Here is a 16,837-nt window from a genome sequence, read left to right on the forward strand (position 1 = left end):
CAGGGTCACAACATTATCTATTCATCAGCAGAGCTATTATTAATTGCATCGCCAGTGGTATCAATAGCACTGTCTACAGCTTCAACCGCATCTCCTGTTGTTTCTGCAGCACTTTCAATAGCGTCACCAACATTTTCAATTACATCTTCAACAGATTCTGCTTTTTTTGTTTCTCTACAAGATGTAAAAGAAAGACTTAATACTAATAATAAAGCGGTACTTAAGAATAATTTTTTCATTGGTTTTTGTTTTAGTGTTTTTATTGATTAATAATTTAATCAAATTCTAATTATATACGTAAATAATTAAGTATTTGGATGACAGCACCTTTGTTCTTTTCAATATAAACCGAATTATTTTTCCCTGTTTCCAGTCTTTTGCTTTGATTTTTAATTAATTCAATTAAAATTTCATCAAATTCTTTTTGATTAGAAATAGAAAACATACCGTGATTATCAATCAAAGCTTGGGCTTCAGGAAATTTAGAATGATTATTTCCAATAATAATAGGAACTCCAAAAACAGCTGGTTCTAAAGTGTTGTGTAAGCCAGAATTTCCTAGAGCACCTCCAACATAAGCGATGTCGGCATAATTATATATTTTAGTTAGAATTCCAATAGTATCTATAATAAATACCTTCGCATCAGTTATATTAACACTTTCTTTTTCTGAAAACAAAACAGTTTTTACATTCAGTTTGTTTTTTAAATTAGTTATTTGAGCGCTTTTGATATTATGAGGAGCAATAATAAATTTTACATCATTTAATGAATTGGAGTTTATATAATTAATAAATAAATCTTCTCCTTCTGGCCAAGTACTACCCGCAACAACGCATAGTTTATCTTGTTTAAATTCCGAAATAAAATTTAATGTATTGTCTTGCTCTAACTGGCTATAAACACGATCAAACCGAGTATCTCCAGAAACGGTAACGTTTTTATAATTTATCGATTCAAGTAATTGTTTTGAACTTTCGTTTTGAGTAAAAATATGTTCGAAAGCAAAAAGAGCTTCTCTTAATTGTTTGCCATAAAACTTGAAAAACGATTGATTTTTTCTAAAGGCAGCAGAAATTAAAATAGCACGTAATTTCCTTTCTTTTAATTGCTTTAAAAAATTTGGCCAAATATCATATTTAACAAATACGGTAAGTTCTGGATTAACAATGTCTAAAAATAATTTTGCGTTTTTTTTAGTGTCTAATGGCAGGTACACAACAACATCTGCAATAGGTGTATGTTTTCTTATTTCGTAACCAGAAGGAGAAAAAAAGCTAAGTACAATTTTATGGTTTGCATAATGTTGTCTAAGCGCTTTAAAGACAGGTAGACCTTGTTCATATTCTCCTAAAGAGGCACAATGAAACCATAGTGTTTTATCGTTCTTGGTTAATTTGTTTTTTAGTATATCAAAGGTATTTGAGCGCCCAATATTACCTTTTCTTATTTTCGAATTAAAAGGTGAGACACATTCTAATCCAAAATGTGTTAAATGTATGCCTATGTTGTATAATAAACTCAAATTTTTTATTTGTTGCTAAAATACATTTCTTTAAAATAATTTCTTTATTAAATTAATATTATTCATAAATGTTTCATTGGTTAACGTTATTGAATTTCGTAATTTCGTAAGCTACAAATCACCCGATAAAGGGTTTTCATTAAAAGAGTCTTAATTACTGAATTTAGACTATAATTTTTTTTAGATGAAGAAAATTCAAATGGTTGACCTAAAAGGTCAATATGAAGGAATTAAAGACGTGGTAAACACATCTATCCAAGAAGTTTTAGAAACAACATCATTTATAAATGGACCTAAGGTCCATCAATTTCAAAAGAATTTAGAGCAATACTTAGGCGTAAAACATGTCATTCCATGTGCAAATGGTACAGATGCATTACAAATAGCTATGATGGGTCTAGGTTTAAAACCAGGTGATGAGGTTATTACTGCCGATTTTACATTTGCTGCAACCGTTGAGGTTATTGCTTTACTTAATTTAACACCTGTTTTGGTTGATGTTAATGAAGATGATTTTAATATAAGTATTGAAGCCATTGAAAAAGCTATTACTCCTAAAACCAAAGCAATAGTGCCTGTACACTTGTTTGGACAGTGTGCTAATATGGAGGCGATTATGGAATTAGCAAAAGCCCATAATTTATATGTAATTGAAGACAATGCACAAGCTATTGGTGCTAACTACACATACAAAGATGGTTCTAAAGCTAAGGCTGGTACTATTGGGCATGTAGCATCTACGTCATTTTTTCCATCAAAAAACTTAGGTTGTTATGGTGATGGTGGTGCTATATTTACAAATGATGACGATTTAGCTCATACCATAAGAGGTATTGTAAATCATGGGATGTATGAACGTTATCATCATGATGTTGTTGGAGTTAATTCCAGACTAGATAGTATTCAAGCGGGCGTTTTAGATGCTAAATTACCAAATTTAGATACTTATAATAAAGCAAGGCAAAACGCTGCTAGAAAATACAATAAAGCATTTCAAGGTATTGATGCTATTATTACTCCAAAAGTATCCAATGGATGTACTGATATTTGCGATACTTGCGATTGTCATGTCTTTCATCAATATACATTAAAAATAAAAGGAGTAGATAGAGATGCATTAGTAAAGCATTTAAATGAAAAAGATATTCCTTGTGGCGTTTATTATCCAATTCCGCTTCATAATCAAAAAGCTTATGCAGACGAACGTTATAATGAAGCAGATTTTACTGTAACCAATCTGTTGGTTAAAGAGGTTATATCGTTACCTATGCATACCGAATTGGATGATGACCAAATAGATTACATAACTTCAACAATTATAAACTTTATAAATGGATAAAATTTTAGTTACTGGCGGATTAGGCTTTATTGGATCTCATACCGTTGTAGAATTACAAAATGAAGGCTACGAGGTTGTTATTATTGACGATTTATCAAATTCTTCAATAGATGTTTTAGATGGTATAACAGCCATAACAGGTAAAATGCCAACTTTTGAAAAAATTGATCTAAAAAATAAGTTAGACGTAGAGAATTTTTTTCAACGCCATAGTGATGTAAAAGGAGTGATTCATTTTGCTGCTAGTAAAGCTGTTGGAGAAAGTGTTAAAGAACCTTTGTTGTATTATGAAAATAATATAAGCACCTTGGTTTATATTCTTAAAGAATTAAAAAAATTACCTGAGGCAAGTTTTATTTTTAGCTCATCTTGTACTGTTTATGGACAGGCGGATGAATTACCAATAACAGAAAACGCACCTGTAAAGCAAGCTGAATCGCCTTATGGAAATACAAAACAAATAGGAGAAGAGATTATTAGCGATACCTGTAAAGTAACACCATCATTAAAAGCGATTGCATTACGATATTTTAATCCAGTTGGGGCTCATGAATCTGTTGAGATAGGAGAATTACCGATAGGAGTTCCTCAAAATTTAGTGCCGTTTATTACTCAAACCGCCATTGGTCTTCGTGAACAATTGTCTGTTTTTGGTGATGATTACCCAACTCCAGATGGTACTTGTATTCGTGATTATATTCATGTGGTCGATTTAGCCAAAGCACACGTTATTGCATTGGGGCGTTTACTTAATAATAAGAACAAAGAAAATTACGAAACGTTTAACTTAGGAACAGGAACAGGTAGTTCTGTTTTAGAAGTTGTTCAAGCTTTTGAGAAGGTTTCTGGTAAAAAATTGAATTATAAAATTGTAGATAGGAGAGAAGGCGATATTATTTCGGCGTATGCTGATACCAAAAAAGCTAATGAAGAGTTAGGTTGGAAAACCGAATTGTCTTTAGATGATGCAATGCGTTCTGCTTGGAAGTGGGAGCAGAAAGTTAGAAGCAAGTAGTGTAATTGATATTTATAAATTAAAAAAGGCTATCTAAAATTATTTTAGATAGCCTTTTTTAGTGTCATTTTATTTTATGATTGTTCTTTCTTCTTCCTAAAACTAACAATAACTAAAATTATCATACCTGTTGTAACCGATAAATCAGCCATATTAAAAATGCCTGTTCTAAGAACATCGTTTAGTCTTATATAAAAGAAATCTGTAACAGATCCAAAAGCTACTCGATCAAAAACATTAGCTATACCGCCACCAATAATACTTGCAAAAGCAAAAAGTGACCAGTTGTCTAAGTTTTTGTCTTTTAAAATATATCGTAAAATATAGCCTAAAACAACAATAGGTAAAATAAGTAATAGTATGATTCTTAAGGTTGGGTTTAAATCACTTCCCATACCAAGAAAAGCACCTTCGTTTTCTACATTATGAAGAGAAAAGTACTCGCCAATAAGGTTTATTACTTCTTTTGAATCTATATATTTTCTAACAATAATTTTAGAGATTTGATCGATTACGATAGTAACAATTATTGTTGAAAAGATATAGAGCGATCTTTTAGATAAGGTCATTAGTTATTAGTTTCAAAAGTTGCAGAAACAGTTTCAGACGTTCTGTTAATTTTCTTTACTAAGCCTTGTAATACTTTTCCTGGACCAACTTCGGTAAATAGTGAAGCGCCATCTGCTATCATTTGCTGTACAGATTGTGTCCATCTTACAGGAGCCGTTAATTGAGAAATTAAATTTGCTTTAATAGCCATTTCATCAGTTATAGCACTTGCTGTTACATTTTGATAAATTGGACAGTTTGGTTTGCTAAATGTTGTATTTTCAATAGCAGCAGCTAACTCTTCGCGAGCCGGTTCCATTAGTGGTGAGTGAAATGCGCCTCCAACAGGTAGTACTAAAGCACGACGTGCTCCAGCTTCTTTTAAACTTTCACAAGCTCTGTTAATAGCATCAACTTCACCAGAAATAACTAATTGTCCAGGGCAGTTATAGTTAGCAGCTACAACAATACCTTCAGTTTCAGTACATATTTTTTCAACAATAGCATCTTCCAAACCTAAAACGGCTGCCATAGTACTTGGCTGTAATTCACACGCTTTTTGCATCGCTAAAGCACGCTGCGATACTAATTTTAAACCGTCTTTAAAGTTTAAAGCGCCATTAGCTACTAAGGCTGAAAATTCTCCTAGGGAATGACCGGCAACCATATCTGGTTTAAAGCTGTCTCCTAAAGTTTTAGCTAGAATTACAGAATGTAAAAATATAGCGGGTTGGGTTACTTTAGTTTCTTTTAAAGCTTCAGCAGTACCTTCAAACATAATATCAGTGATATTGAAACCAAGAATTTCATTGGCTTGTTCAAATAGTTCTTGTGCTAAAGTGGAATTTTCATAAAGGTCTAAACCCATTCCTGAGAATTGTGCACCTTGACCTGGAAATATATATGCGTTCATAGTTGGTTTGTTTTTAGAGCTGCAAAAATAAGAATTTTATAAGACTTTAAAGATATGAAGAATTACTTTGTGAAATAGTTGTTACGCAGAGTTATACAGAGTTATTGGAGTTTCACAGAGGAGTCGATATTAAATATTAAACTATGGATTTTGATTAGTGAAATAACAACAAAGATTAATACTATTTTTTTATAATTACAGTTACAAACCAACAATAGCTGCTTCGGCGCATCGTTCTCCATCCATAGCTGCCGATACAATACCACCAGCGTAACCACCGCCTTCGCCACATGGAAATAAACCTTCAATTTGCGGGTGTTCTAATTGTTCGTTTCTAGGAATACAAACAGGAGATGAGGTTCTAGATTCTACACCAACAATATTTGCTTCTTCGGTATAATAACCTTTCATTTTTTGCCCGAAAGCAGCAAAGCCTTTTCTAAGTCTGCTACCTATTAATTTAGGTAAAAGCGAATGTAATGGTGCCGAATTTAATCCTGGTTGATAAGAGGTAGGATTTAAATCTGCTGACAATCTGCCTTCAACAAAATCGGTTAAACGTTGTGCTGGTGCTACTTGACTTCTACCACCTGCAGTAAATGCCATACGTTCAAGATTTTTTTGATATTCTAAACCTTTTAAAGGACCAAATTGTTCGTATTTAGGCAAATCTCTATGTACATCAATTTCTACTACTATACCAGAGTTTGCATATAAATTATTTCGTTTGGAAGGTGACATCCCATTTACTACTACTTCGCCATTTGCAGTTGCTGCAGGTACAATAAATCCGCCTGGGCACATACAAAAAGAATATACACCACGTTCGTTAACCTGTTGTACTAAGCTGTACGAAGCAGCTGGTAATAACTCATGACGATTACCGCTACAATGATATTGAATAGAGTCAATTATATGTTGCGGATGTTCAACACGAACACCCATAGCAAACGATTTTGCTTCTAATGCAATTTCTTTTTTATGAAGTAAATAAAAGATATCTCTTGCCGAATGACCGGTTGCTAAAATAACACGGTTAGCAACCATTTCTTCACCATTTAATAATTGAATGGCTTGTATTTTATTGTTTTTAACGGTGAAGTCTGTAACTCGTGTTTCAAAATGTACCTCGCCACCATGCCTTAAAATAGTTTCTCTTATATTCTGAACCACTTTTGGGAGTTTGTTAGTCCCTATATGTGGGTGTGCATCTACTAAAATTTGGTCGGTGGCACCATGAAATACTAAGTTTTCAAATATGCGTCTAACATCACCACGTTTTAAACTTCGGGTGTATAGTTTACCATCGCTATAAGTTCCTGCACCACCTTCACCAAAGCAATAATTAGAATCTTCGTTAACAAAATGGTCTTGATTGATGGCTTTTAAATCGCGACGACGGTCCTTTACATTTTTACCACGTTCTAATACAATAGGTTTAAAACCAAGTTCTATACAACGTAAAGCAGCATACATGCCTGCTGGTCCAAACCCGATAATATGAATGGGTTTTGCTTTTGAAACATCTTTATAATCAAATTTGTATTCTGAAGTTTTAGGTAATACTTCTCTAATATAAACGGCTACTTTATAATTGAAGATAATTTTAGGTTTTCGGGCATCAATAGACTTCCTAAGTACTTTTACGCCTGTAATATCTTCTTTGTCAATATCTAATGCAAGTGCCGATTTTATTACTAAAATATCACTGCGTTCTTCTTCTTTAAGTGAAATACGAAGTTGAAGTTCTTTTACCATAATGCAAAATTAAACAAATAGTAGCATTTAGATATTTATTTTCTTCAAATTAAGCTTTGAAGTAAGGATGTAAATGATTGGAAATAAATACTTTAATTGTTTTTACTAATAATTTAAGGATTTAATCAATTGACAATGAGTCTCTTGTGAAGTTATTTTTAATTAATCTAAATAAATATTGTGTATAGGTATTTAGTTTTTTAGATTTGTCCAATAATTTATAATCAATCTAAATAATAATGAAAAATACGCTTCGAATTTTATTAGTAGTTCTATTTTTTGGTCTTCAAATACATGCTCAAGAAACTAAAAATATTAACGGAAAAGTCTTCTCTACATCAAAGCAACCTATTGAAGGTGCTACGCTTATTACAGAGCATTCATAACTAAATTTTCTATACCCAAGGAAATGAATTAAATGAATGTTACATATGACCTATAAAAAACAATAATTATAAACACATGAAAACAAAACAGCTAAGAGCTATTCATAGAGATTTAGGCTATTTTTATGTCGGACTTATTATTTCATTTGCCTTTTCTGGTATTTTAATGAATCATCGCAGTACTTGGCATCCCGATAAATATACGACGGAGATTAAGGAGATTCAAGTACAATTACCTGAAAACAAAAGTGATATTTCTGATACTTTTGTTGAGAATTTGGCTAATAGTTTACACATAGACGATAAGCTAAAAAGACACATGGTAAGAAGAGGGGCATTGCGCTTAATGTTTAATAATACCGAGGTTGAAATTGATGTAAAGACAGGTAAAGGTGAAATAATTTCGTTTATAAAAACACCATTTATTAGTCAGACTATGATTTTGCATAAAACCAATTCTAATTGGTGGATTTATTATTCTGATATTTTCGGAATTTCCTTAATCATTATAGCCGTTACAGGTATACTACTTATAAATAAAGGGAAGTTTTCTTTTAAGAATAGAGGTTGGAAACTTGCTTTAGCGGGTCTTGTTTTTCCTATTGTGTTTTTATTGTGTTTTTTGTGAAAGAATTAAACAATTCATTTATTTAAAGAAGGAGGCGATAAGTATGTTTTAAAAAAATCATAAAGTATATTTAAATCTTTTGATGTTTGAGGTACTGAATGTCCCGTTCCATAATTAATAAGTGTTGACGTAGGCACTTTTAGTGAATCTAATTTTGCTTTAAAATGAATAAATTGATCTTGATAGTAAGGTGCATCGTCTGTATTGTGAAAAAACAAAGTAGGAGCAGTAGCCGATGATTCAACCAAATAAGAAGCGCCCATAGTTTCCCATAGTTCAAAATTATCTTCTAGACTACCCCAAGCCCATTCGCATCGGGATTCTAAATTAGAGTCGCCATCATCTGTAGTATTGTAAATTTGAGTGTAATCAAAAACTCCAGGACCTAATGCAGCAGCTTGTATATCATCAGAAACACCTATATTAAAGCCTGCATTCTCAAATTCAGGAACAGATTTATCTCCAATAGCTAAAGATCCAGCAGTGGAGCCTCTAGAAAATCCGTAAACCCCAATATTTCCAGATAAGCCTAATTCATCACTCATTTTACGTAAAGTACGAATAGCAGACTTTATTTTTTGAGTGGCATCAGGATTCGTTTGATATGATTTATAAGTGTCGTTTTTGCCATTTACAGGTTTACCGCTTCCCCAAGGGCAATATTTTGGATGATCGGCAATAGCCCAAGCCATGCCATGTGCGGGTAGACCATCTAAAAAAGAATCGTTAAAACCTGCAAAAGTATATGGTAAAAACATTCGTAAATCTTTATGAGCATCAGTAAGTTGCCCTTTATCACTATCATAAGTTGCGTAACTATTACTGTATGAGAAAGATAAAATGGTAGGTGCCGTTACCGAAGCATTTGCAGGATAGATAATATCCATTCGTAACTCGTCTCCTTTAGTATATTCTTTAGGCGTATTATAAATTTTAGGATTGTCTATAAAATAAGGGACATCTCGTGAAATTCTATAACCTTCAAACAATACATACGATTTGTTAAGAGAGCAGTTTGTATATCCACAGAATGATTTGTTAGCAATATCATTATTAATGGCAATAATATCTTGGTTTATGCTTGTTGCCGAAGCTTTTTTATCGTGATTATAATCGAGTTCAATAACGCGATAGCCTTGAGATAGTAACCAAGCTACATCTTCATCATTTGTGTTTTGTCCTATTTTTTCAAACCCTAAATTTTTAAGATATATAACGGTTATATAGTTGCCAGTAAAATCTTTTAAAGGTGATTTGGATTCTCTTATTTTACATGGAATATCAGAGCTTATAACTTTGCTTGTCCATTTTTTTGTTGAAGAACAAGAAGTAAGAGATAAAAATAGAAGTATATAACAAATTGTTAATAATTGAAATCGTGATGATATTGCTTTTATCATTTATAAAAATTAACAGAAACTATTTCCTTTCATAAGTCAAAAATGAAAATTCATAATCATGTTTTTCGTCTTTTTTATGAAATGTATTTGCTGTTTCTTTCCAAATAGTTGTGTCTATTTTTGGGAAAAAAGTATCAGCTTCAAAATTTTCATGTATCCGGGTTAGTTCAATTTTATCGGCAATAGCTAGTGCTTGTTTGTAAATTTCTCCTCCACCAATTACAAAGGGTTGCAATTCATTTTTTGTAACATCAATTGCAGCTTCTAAACTGTTAACAACAATGACGCCTTCTGGCACTTTGTAATCTGCTTGTCTTGTAATAACTATGTGGGTTCTATTTGGTAGAGGCTTTGGGAAACTTTCAAAAGTTTTACGTCCCATAATAATATGGTGTCCGTTAGTAAGATTTTTAAAGCGTTTTAAATCGTCACTTAAATGCCAAATTAATTTGTTTCCTTTTCCAATGGCATCATTTTCTGCAGCAGCAACAATAATAGTAAGTTCAGACTTTCTTTCCGGATTAAGCGATTCATTATAAATTTCGCTTTTAGCAATATGAGGCATTTCTCTTTTAAGTTCAGTTTTAAGTTTTTCTATTTTTATTTTTTGTTTTGCTACTAGTTTTTCAAGTTGTTCTTGTTCCCAAGCCTTACCCATGAATTTATGAGTTATAAAAACATTGAAAATGTGGTAGATTAAAAAGAAAAGCCAAATAAGTATAGCAAAAACAAACCAATCAATATCAAATGGTTTAAATTTTTCACCAATTTTTAAAACGGTATTGGCAAGAATTAAAAAGACAGCACCTATTAAAAAAATAACAAAGTGAATGTATAAACGCTTTTTTTGTTTAATACGTTTTTGAGCATTTTGTATAAGCTCTAACTGGTCTTTATCTATTTGTGGGACTATTTTCTTTTTTCCGAACATATTACTAAAATAATGATTGTAAAGTTAAAGTTTTTTGATGACATGTTTAAGTTTAAATTAAGGCTTTAAAATATTGAAATACCGAAAACGTTTTCGGTTAAAAAGTGCTGAAAATCAGTTAAAAACAAGATTTAGCCACTGATAATATTACAATTTACTTCTTGTTTTTTTTTAATTCATAAAATTAAGGCAAGGCTATATTAACAAATCGATAATTCTTTATCCTAAAGCCATTAAAATGAATTTTCTCAGAAATTGTTTTCTAAATTTGTACTATAAACAACACGTAAAACATTTAAATTATGGCTATTAAAAAACAATACTTAAAAAGCAAACCAGTTTGTAAAGTTACTTTTTCTATACTTGCTGAGGAAGCGAAAAAAGCTTCTGTTATTGGAAGTTTTAATGAATGGAATACTAAAGCAACGCCTCTTAAAAAATTAAAAAACGGAACTTTTAAAGCAACTGTAGATTTAGATGCTGATAGTTCTTATGAATATAAATATGTTGTAGACGGTGCTTATGTTAATGATGATGCTGCCGATGCCTATGCATGGAATGATTACGCTGCAGCTGAAAATAGTGTAGTAAACGTTTAGTTAAATCCTGAGAAATTAAACGAAAAGGACTTTCATTTAGGAGAGTCCTTTTTTTAATTTTTCTTTTTTCTGCTTTTTTTTGAGCTATTATCAACCATAAAATTAATTGGTAAAGAGTAAGGTACTGTTACAGGTTTGCCTCTTTGAATTCCAGGTCTTTCCATGTCAGGAATTAATTTTATAACACGAATAGCTTCTTTTTCTAGTTCAGGGTGGGGTGCTCTTGAACTAATTTCTGTAACTTTTCCATGTTTGTCGATTTTAAAAATTACATTAATTTTTACCAGTCCATTAGGTAAACCAATTTTATTTGCTATTCTAATATTGAAATTTTTTGAAATAAGTTCTGAGATTTTATAACTCATGCATTTTTTTATTTCTGCATTAGAAAGAGTTTTATCACAACCCTTATAAACAGGAACATTTTCAATTACCTCAAAAACTAGCTCTGGATTTTCTTTTATTTCATTTTCTTGTGCAATAATAGAAGAGCTAATCAAAATTATAAGTAATGTATAGATATATTTCATTTCAATTTTAAACTGCCACAATACCTTTAATATGTGGGTGTGGATTATAATCTTCTAATGTGAAATCTTCAAAAGTAAAATCTAAAATATCTTTTACATTAGGATTTATTTTCATTTTTGGTAATGGACGTAAGTCTCTAGATAATTGTAATTCCAACTGCTCAAAATGATTGCTATAAATGTGAGCATCACCAAAGGTATGAATAAATTCTCCTGCTTCATAGCCACATACTTGAGCCATCATCATGGTAAATAATGCGTATGACGCAATGTTGAAAGGAACGCCTAAAAAGATATCGGCACTTCGTTGATAAAGTTGGCATGATAATTTTCCATTGGCAACATAAAATTGAAAAAATGCATGACAAGGCGGAAGTGCAGCTTTACCATTTGCCACATTTTCATCAAAAGATTTTGAAGTATCTGGGAGCACTGAAGGGTTCCATGCAGATACTAACATTCTTCGGCTATTTGGATTGTTTTTTAAAGTATCAATAACTTCTTTAATTTGGTCGACTTCATCGCTATTCCAATTACGCCATTGATGACCATAAACAGGTCCAAGATCACCATTTTTATCTGCCCAATCATTCCAAATACGTACACCGTTTTCAGTTAAGTACTTAATATTAGTATCGCCTTTTAAAAACCAAAGCAGTTCGTATATAATAGATTTTAAATGTAGTTTTTTTGTAGTAACCATTGGGAAACCTTCACTTAAATCAAATCGCATCTGATAACCAAAAACGCTTTTAGTTCCCGTTCCTGTTCTATCTCCTTTTTCATTTCCGTTCTCTAAAACGTGTTTTACTAAGTCGTGATATTGCTTCATAATATTCCACATGAAAATGTGGATCTTTTTTAATTAAACTTGATTTTGTAATCGAAATCTTTACTAAAAGGTGTTTCGACTGCGTTCAGCATGACAAAATGCTGACGATAAAAATAGATAAAATATGGAAAGGTGAGGGGTCGTTTTTCAAATAAAATATTAGAAAGTTATCAACGATTTTAATTTGTGTTTAGGGTTCCCCTTTGGGGGATTAAAGGGGCTTATTATCCTATTATCATTCCTGCAATTGTAGCAGAAATTAAAGACGCAATAGTACCACCAATTAAAGCTTTCATACCAAATTTAGATAGGGTTTTGCGTTGCCCAGGTGCTAATGAACCAATGCCTCCTATTTGAATACCAATAGAAGCAAAATTAGCAAAGCCACATAGCATATAAGTTGCCATGATTATTGATTTTTCATAGGTCAAATGAATAGTGCTGGCAGCGTTTTTTAAATCTGCTAGCTGTATGTATCCTATAAATTCACTAGCGGCTAATTTAATACCTAAAAGCTGCCCCATTAAAGCCATATCTTCGCTTGCAACACCAATAAGCCACATAAGAGGTGCAAAGGCGTAGCCTAAAATAAGTTCTAGAGAAAGACTTTCGTAAGATGTATTGTTTGCAACCCAACTATTAACGGAAGATATATCTCCTACCCACCCTAAAATACCATTAAACATAGCAATAAAAGCGACAAAAACTAAAAGCATGGCGCCAACATTTACGGCAAGTTTAAGTCCTTCAGTAGTACCATTGGCAATAGCATCTAAAAAGTTAGAACCAATTTTATCTTGTGAAACAGAAACATCTGTATTTACATTTTCTGTTTGAGGGTATAATATTTTTGAAATAACGATAGCTCCAGGAGCTGCCATTACTGAGGCTGCTAATAAATGTTTTGCATAAAATAATCTTAAAACAGGATCGTCACCTCCAAGAAAGCCAATATAGGCAGCGAGTACAGCGCCAGCTACAGTAGCCATACCTCCAATCATTACTAAAAGCATTTCTGACTTATTCATTTTTTCTAAATAAGCCTTAATTAAAAGAGGTGCTTCGGTTTGACCTAAAAAGATATTTCCAGCAACGCTTAAACTTTCTGCTCCAGATATTTTTAAAGCTTTAGAAAGTAACCAAGCCATGCCTTTAACTACTTTTTGAATGATGCCTAAATAAAATAAAACTGAAGTTAATGCCGAAAAGAATATAATGGTTGGTAATACTTGAAATGCGAAAATGAATCCAAAAGTATCCATATCAACCACTAAACCTTCAAATAAAAATTTACTTCCAGCTCTTGTAAAATCTAAAACACTAACAAACAAGGCTCCTATAAATTCAAAAATGATTTTTATAAATTCAACTTTTAATACGCCTATTGCAATTAGTAATTGAAAAGCTAAACCAATACCAACAATTTTCCAATTAATAGCTTTTCTATTACTACTAAATAGAAAAGCAACAAAAATGAGTGACAGCATCCCTAAAATACCACGCCATAAGCTATTAATACTAAAGCCTTGACTAGGAATGATGATATTTGTAAAGTCCTTTATGTTAGATGACTCAGCAGTATTCTCAATTGTTGTTTCAAGATTACTTGTTTGAATTGAATCTGATACTAATGCTTGAGATGTTAATACATTTTCGACGGAATCAATCTGTACTGTTTTATCTAAATCTTGTGCTATAATCGATGAAGTTGAAACTAAAAAGATAACAGCAAAAAATAAAAACAGTTTTTTCATATTTTAATATAAAGAATTACTCTCGTTTGGAGATTTCATCGCGAATGCTTGCTGCTTTTTCATAATCTTCATTAGCAACAGCTTCGTTTAATAAGTTGTTAAGTTCTTCTAAGCTTTTGCTTTTGAAATTTTCGCGTGGTTCGTTTGGTTCTAACTCATTTGCAACCAATTCGTCCATTAATATACTGTCTTGAGTTTCTTCATTCTCCTCTTCTTTTTTAGGATTCACTTTTAAGTAAATACCTGCTTTATCAAGAATGTTTTTATAAGTAAAAATAGGTGCTTGAAAACGTAATGCTAAAGCAATAGCGTCACTAGTTCTAGCATCAATTATTTCTTCAATTTTATCACGTTCGCAAATTAAACTTGAGTAAAATACACCATCAACAAGTTTGTGAATAATGACTTGTTTTACTACAATATCAAACCGATCTGCAAAATTTTTAAATAAATCGTGAGTTAATGGTCTTGGTGGGCTAATTTCTTTTTCTAAGGCTATAGCTATAGATTGTGCTTCAAATGCTCCAATAACTATAGGGAGTTTACGATCGCCATCTTCCTCGTTTAAAATCAGGGCGTAAGCACCATTTTGGGTTTGGCTATACGATATTCCTTTTATGTTTAATTTTACTAAGCTCATAATTTATGAAAACGCAAAGAACTGTTTAAATTAGGACTTTACCAAACCACCTAAGGCAGATTTATGAATAAAAATGCTAATTTAAACAGTTCAATACTAAACCAACTAATTTATGAAAAATAATTTATTGTTGGGCTTTAAAAGTCTTTAATTTTTCGATAAGTTGTGGTACAACTTCAAAAGCATCACCAACAACACCGTAGTCTGCAGCTTTAAAGAAAGGGGCTTCGGGATCGGTATTTATAACAACTTTTACTTTTGATGCATTTATACCAGCTAAATGCTGAATAGCTCCAGAAATACCAATGGCTATATATAAATTAGATGCTACAGGTTTTCCTGTTTGTCCAACATGTTCGCCGTGTGGTCTCCAACCTAAATCTGATACTGGTTTAGAGCAAGCTGTGGCAGCACCTAAAACATCTGCAAGTTCTTCAATCATTCCCCAGTTTTCAGGACCTTTTAATCCGCGCCCTCCAGAAACTACAATGTCGGCATCTGCAATAGTTACTTTATCGGTTGCTTTGTCTACTGATTCAACAGTAACTCCTAAATTAGAAATTGAAGGCGAAAAATCTTCCGCGGAAGCGCTACCTGTATCTTCAACTATTCCGAATGAATTGTTTGATACCCCTACTATTTTAATATCGGTATTAATTTGTAACGTTTCAAAAGCTTTATTAGTAAATGCAGGACGTTTAACTGTAAAAGGAGAAGTGCTAGTTGGGGCTTCAATAACGTTTGAAGCATAACCAGCATTTAAACCTACTGCTAAAAGAGGAGCTAAATATTTGCTGTTGGCACTAGAACTTACTACAACTACTTTTGTGCCTTCTTTTTCGGCTGCCTGTTTAATAGCTTCGGCGTAGCCATTAGCATTAAATTTTTCTAACGCCGCATTTTTTATACTTAAAACCTTATCAACACCATAGTTTCCTAATACTGAGGTGTCATCAACATTTAAAGCAACAGCAGTTACTGTAGTGCCCAATTGAGTTGCAACAGCTTTAGCATAAGATGCTACTTCAAATGCTGTTTTTTTAAATTTTCCTTGTTCTGATTCTGTATATACTAAAACTGACATACTATGATTATTTTTTTGTTATTCTCATGAAAACGAGAACCTTATTAATTTTTCTGTTAGCATTAAGAGACCTTGAAATAAATTCAGGGTAATTTAGCAAGCTAAATCACTTTTGCTTCATTATGAAGTAAATTTATTAACTCATCTAAATTATCTGGCGATACTAATTTTATAGCACCTTTAGGAGCTGGTTTCTCAAAGGAAACAGAACTTGTTTCTGTACTAGTTTCTATAGGTTCTAAAACTGTTAGTGGTTTTTGGCGTGCCATCATAATACCTCTCATATTTGGTATGCGTAAATCACTTTCTTCTACTAATCCTTTTTGACCACCAATTACTAAAGGCAAACTTGTTGATACGGTTTCTTTACCGCCATCAATTTCTCTAATAGCTTTTACCGAAGTACCATCTACGTCAAGATTTATACAGTTGTTTACAAAATTAGCTTGTATTAATCCAGCAATCATACCAGGAACCATACCGCCATTATAATCTATGGATTCACGACCTGCAATAACAAGATCGTAAGCCCCTTCTTTTGCAACATTGGCAATTTGTTTTGCAACCGAAAAACCATCACTTGCAGGTGTGTTTACGCGTATAGCTGCATCGGCACCAATAGCTAAAGCTTTTCTAAGCGTAGGTTCTGTTTCTGCTCCTCCAACATTTACTACAGTAACATGAGCACCCTGTTTTTCCTTAAACCACATGGCGCGTGTTAAACCAAACTCATCATTTGGATTAATAACGAACTGTACACCATTGGTATCAAATTTAGTGTCTCCATCGGTAAAATTAATTTTTGATGTGGTGTCGGGAACATGACTAATACACACTAATATTTTCATAATCTTTATATCTTAAATAACTTATTTTTTTCAATATGCGAAGTTAATTATTTTATTCTGATTATTTACTATGCATGCATAGTAAATTTTTGTTTAATAGAGAATT

General features: G+C 32.2%; 18 protein-coding genes. 5 read left to right on the forward strand and 13 right to left on the reverse strand.

Features of this window, described 5'->3' with window-relative positions; genetic code table 11:
- Positions 1-17: 17 nt before the first annotated feature.
- Together RHP49_09125 and RHP49_09130 are read right to left on the reverse strand one after the other, a co-directional pair.
- A complete protein-coding gene (locus tag RHP49_09125) occupies positions 18-239 on the reverse strand; it encodes a hypothetical protein (protein WNH11086.1) in 222 nt (73 codons plus the stop codon).
- A 50-nt stretch (positions 240-289) separates the two neighbouring features.
- Positions 290-1,525: a glycosyltransferase N-terminal domain-containing protein gene (locus RHP49_09130; GenBank protein WNH11087.1), complete on the reverse strand. Its 1,236-nt coding sequence runs from the start codon at positions 1,523-1,525 to the stop codon at positions 290-292.
- A 184-nt stretch (positions 1,526-1,709) separates the two neighbouring features.
- Here RHP49_09130 and RHP49_09135 point away from each other — a divergent pair, with 184 nt between their 5' ends.
- Together RHP49_09135 and galE are read left to right on the forward strand one after the other, a co-directional pair.
- Entirely contained in the window at positions 1,710-2,864 is a 1,155-nt protein-coding gene (locus tag RHP49_09135) for a DegT/DnrJ/EryC1/StrS family aminotransferase (protein WNH11088.1), read from the forward strand.
- Entirely contained in the window at positions 2,857-3,879 is a 1,023-nt protein-coding gene (galE, locus tag RHP49_09140; protein ID WNH11089.1) for a UDP-glucose 4-epimerase GalE, read from the forward strand. The genes RHP49_09135 and galE overlap by 8 nt, the downstream gene beginning before the upstream one ends.
- A 74-nt stretch (positions 3,880-3,953) precedes the next feature.
- Here the strand turns inward: galE and lspA are convergent, their stop codons facing one another.
- From lspA to RHP49_09155, 3 genes are all read right to left on the reverse strand, one after another.
- On the reverse strand, positions 3,954-4,448 hold the full coding sequence (gene lspA, locus RHP49_09145; protein WNH11090.1) for a signal peptidase II: 495 nt from the start codon (positions 4,446-4,448) through the stop codon (positions 3,954-3,956).
- Entirely contained in the window at positions 4,448-5,341 is an 894-nt protein-coding gene (gene fabD / locus RHP49_09150) for an ACP S-malonyltransferase (protein WNH11091.1), read from the reverse strand. The genes lspA and fabD overlap by 1 nt, the downstream gene beginning before the upstream one ends.
- A 201-nt stretch (positions 5,342-5,542) precedes the next feature.
- Positions 5,543-7,099, reverse strand: a complete 1,557-nt coding sequence (locus RHP49_09155; GenBank protein WNH11092.1) for an FAD-binding protein — start codon at positions 7,097-7,099, stop codon at positions 5,543-5,545.
- Between the two features lie 239 nt (positions 7,100-7,338).
- On the opposite strand from RHP49_09155, the gene RHP49_09160 reads away from it, so the two are divergent.
- Entirely contained in the window at positions 7,339-7,485 is a 147-nt protein-coding gene (locus RHP49_09160; GenBank protein WNH11093.1) for a hypothetical protein, read from the forward strand.
- A 76-nt stretch (positions 7,486-7,561) separates the two neighbouring features.
- Positions 7,562-8,113 carry a PepSY-associated TM helix domain-containing protein gene (locus RHP49_09165; protein ID WNH11094.1) on the forward strand — a complete coding sequence of 184 codons (552 nt, stop codon included), beginning with the start codon at positions 7,562-7,564 and terminating at the stop codon, positions 8,111-8,113.
- Positions 8,114-8,127: 14 nt separating this feature from the next.
- Here RHP49_09165 and RHP49_09170 read toward each other — a convergent pair whose 3' ends face one another.
- Positions 8,128-9,513 (reverse strand): hypothetical protein, encoded by a 1,386-nt coding sequence (locus RHP49_09170; GenBank protein WNH11095.1) that lies wholly within the window; start codon positions 9,511-9,513, stop codon positions 8,128-8,130.
- A 19-nt stretch (positions 9,514-9,532) separates the two neighbouring features.
- Positions 9,533-10,444 carry a dihydrofolate reductase gene (locus RHP49_09175; protein WNH11096.1) on the reverse strand — a complete coding sequence of 304 codons (912 nt, stop codon included), beginning with the start codon at positions 10,442-10,444 and terminating at the stop codon, positions 9,533-9,535.
- A 302-nt stretch (positions 10,445-10,746) separates the two neighbouring features.
- Between RHP49_09175 and RHP49_09180 the strand changes: the two genes are divergently transcribed.
- A complete protein-coding gene (locus RHP49_09180; GenBank protein ID WNH11097.1) occupies positions 10,747-11,043 on the forward strand; it encodes an isoamylase early set domain-containing protein in 297 nt (98 codons plus the stop codon).
- A 53-nt stretch (positions 11,044-11,096) separates the two neighbouring features.
- Here RHP49_09180 and RHP49_09185 read toward each other — a convergent pair whose 3' ends face one another.
- The 6 genes from RHP49_09185 to RHP49_09210 form a co-directional block, all read right to left on the reverse strand.
- Positions 11,097-11,573: an energy transducer TonB gene (locus RHP49_09185; GenBank protein WNH11098.1), complete on the reverse strand. Its 477-nt coding sequence runs from the start codon at positions 11,571-11,573 to the stop codon at positions 11,097-11,099.
- Positions 11,574-11,580: 7 nt separating this feature from the next.
- Positions 11,581-12,405 carry a thymidylate synthase gene (locus tag RHP49_09190; protein WNH11099.1) on the reverse strand — a complete coding sequence of 275 codons (825 nt, stop codon included), beginning with the start codon at positions 12,403-12,405 and terminating at the stop codon, positions 11,581-11,583.
- 224 nt (positions 12,406-12,629) lie between these two features.
- Positions 12,630-14,159: a nucleoside transporter C-terminal domain-containing protein gene (locus RHP49_09195; protein ID WNH11100.1), complete on the reverse strand. Its 1,530-nt coding sequence runs from the start codon at positions 14,157-14,159 to the stop codon at positions 12,630-12,632.
- 16 nt (positions 14,160-14,175) lie between these two features.
- On the reverse strand, positions 14,176-14,799 hold the full coding sequence (locus tag RHP49_09200; protein ID WNH11101.1) for a DUF151 domain-containing protein: 624 nt from the start codon (positions 14,797-14,799) through the stop codon (positions 14,176-14,178).
- Positions 14,800-14,923: 124 nt separating this feature from the next.
- Entirely contained in the window at positions 14,924-15,883 is a 960-nt protein-coding gene (locus RHP49_09205) for an electron transfer flavoprotein subunit alpha/FixB family protein (GenBank protein ID WNH11102.1), read from the reverse strand.
- 101 nt (positions 15,884-15,984) lie between these two features.
- Positions 15,985-16,731 carry an electron transfer flavoprotein subunit beta/FixA family protein gene (locus RHP49_09210; GenBank protein WNH11103.1) on the reverse strand — a complete coding sequence of 249 codons (747 nt, stop codon included), beginning with the start codon at positions 16,729-16,731 and terminating at the stop codon, positions 15,985-15,987.
- Between the last annotated feature and the right edge of the window lie 106 nt (positions 16,732-16,837).

The organism is Flavobacteriaceae bacterium HL-DH10, from assembly GCA_031826515.1.
GTDB lineage: Bacteria > Bacteroidota > Bacteroidia > Flavobacteriales > Flavobacteriaceae > Thalassobellus > Thalassobellus suaedae.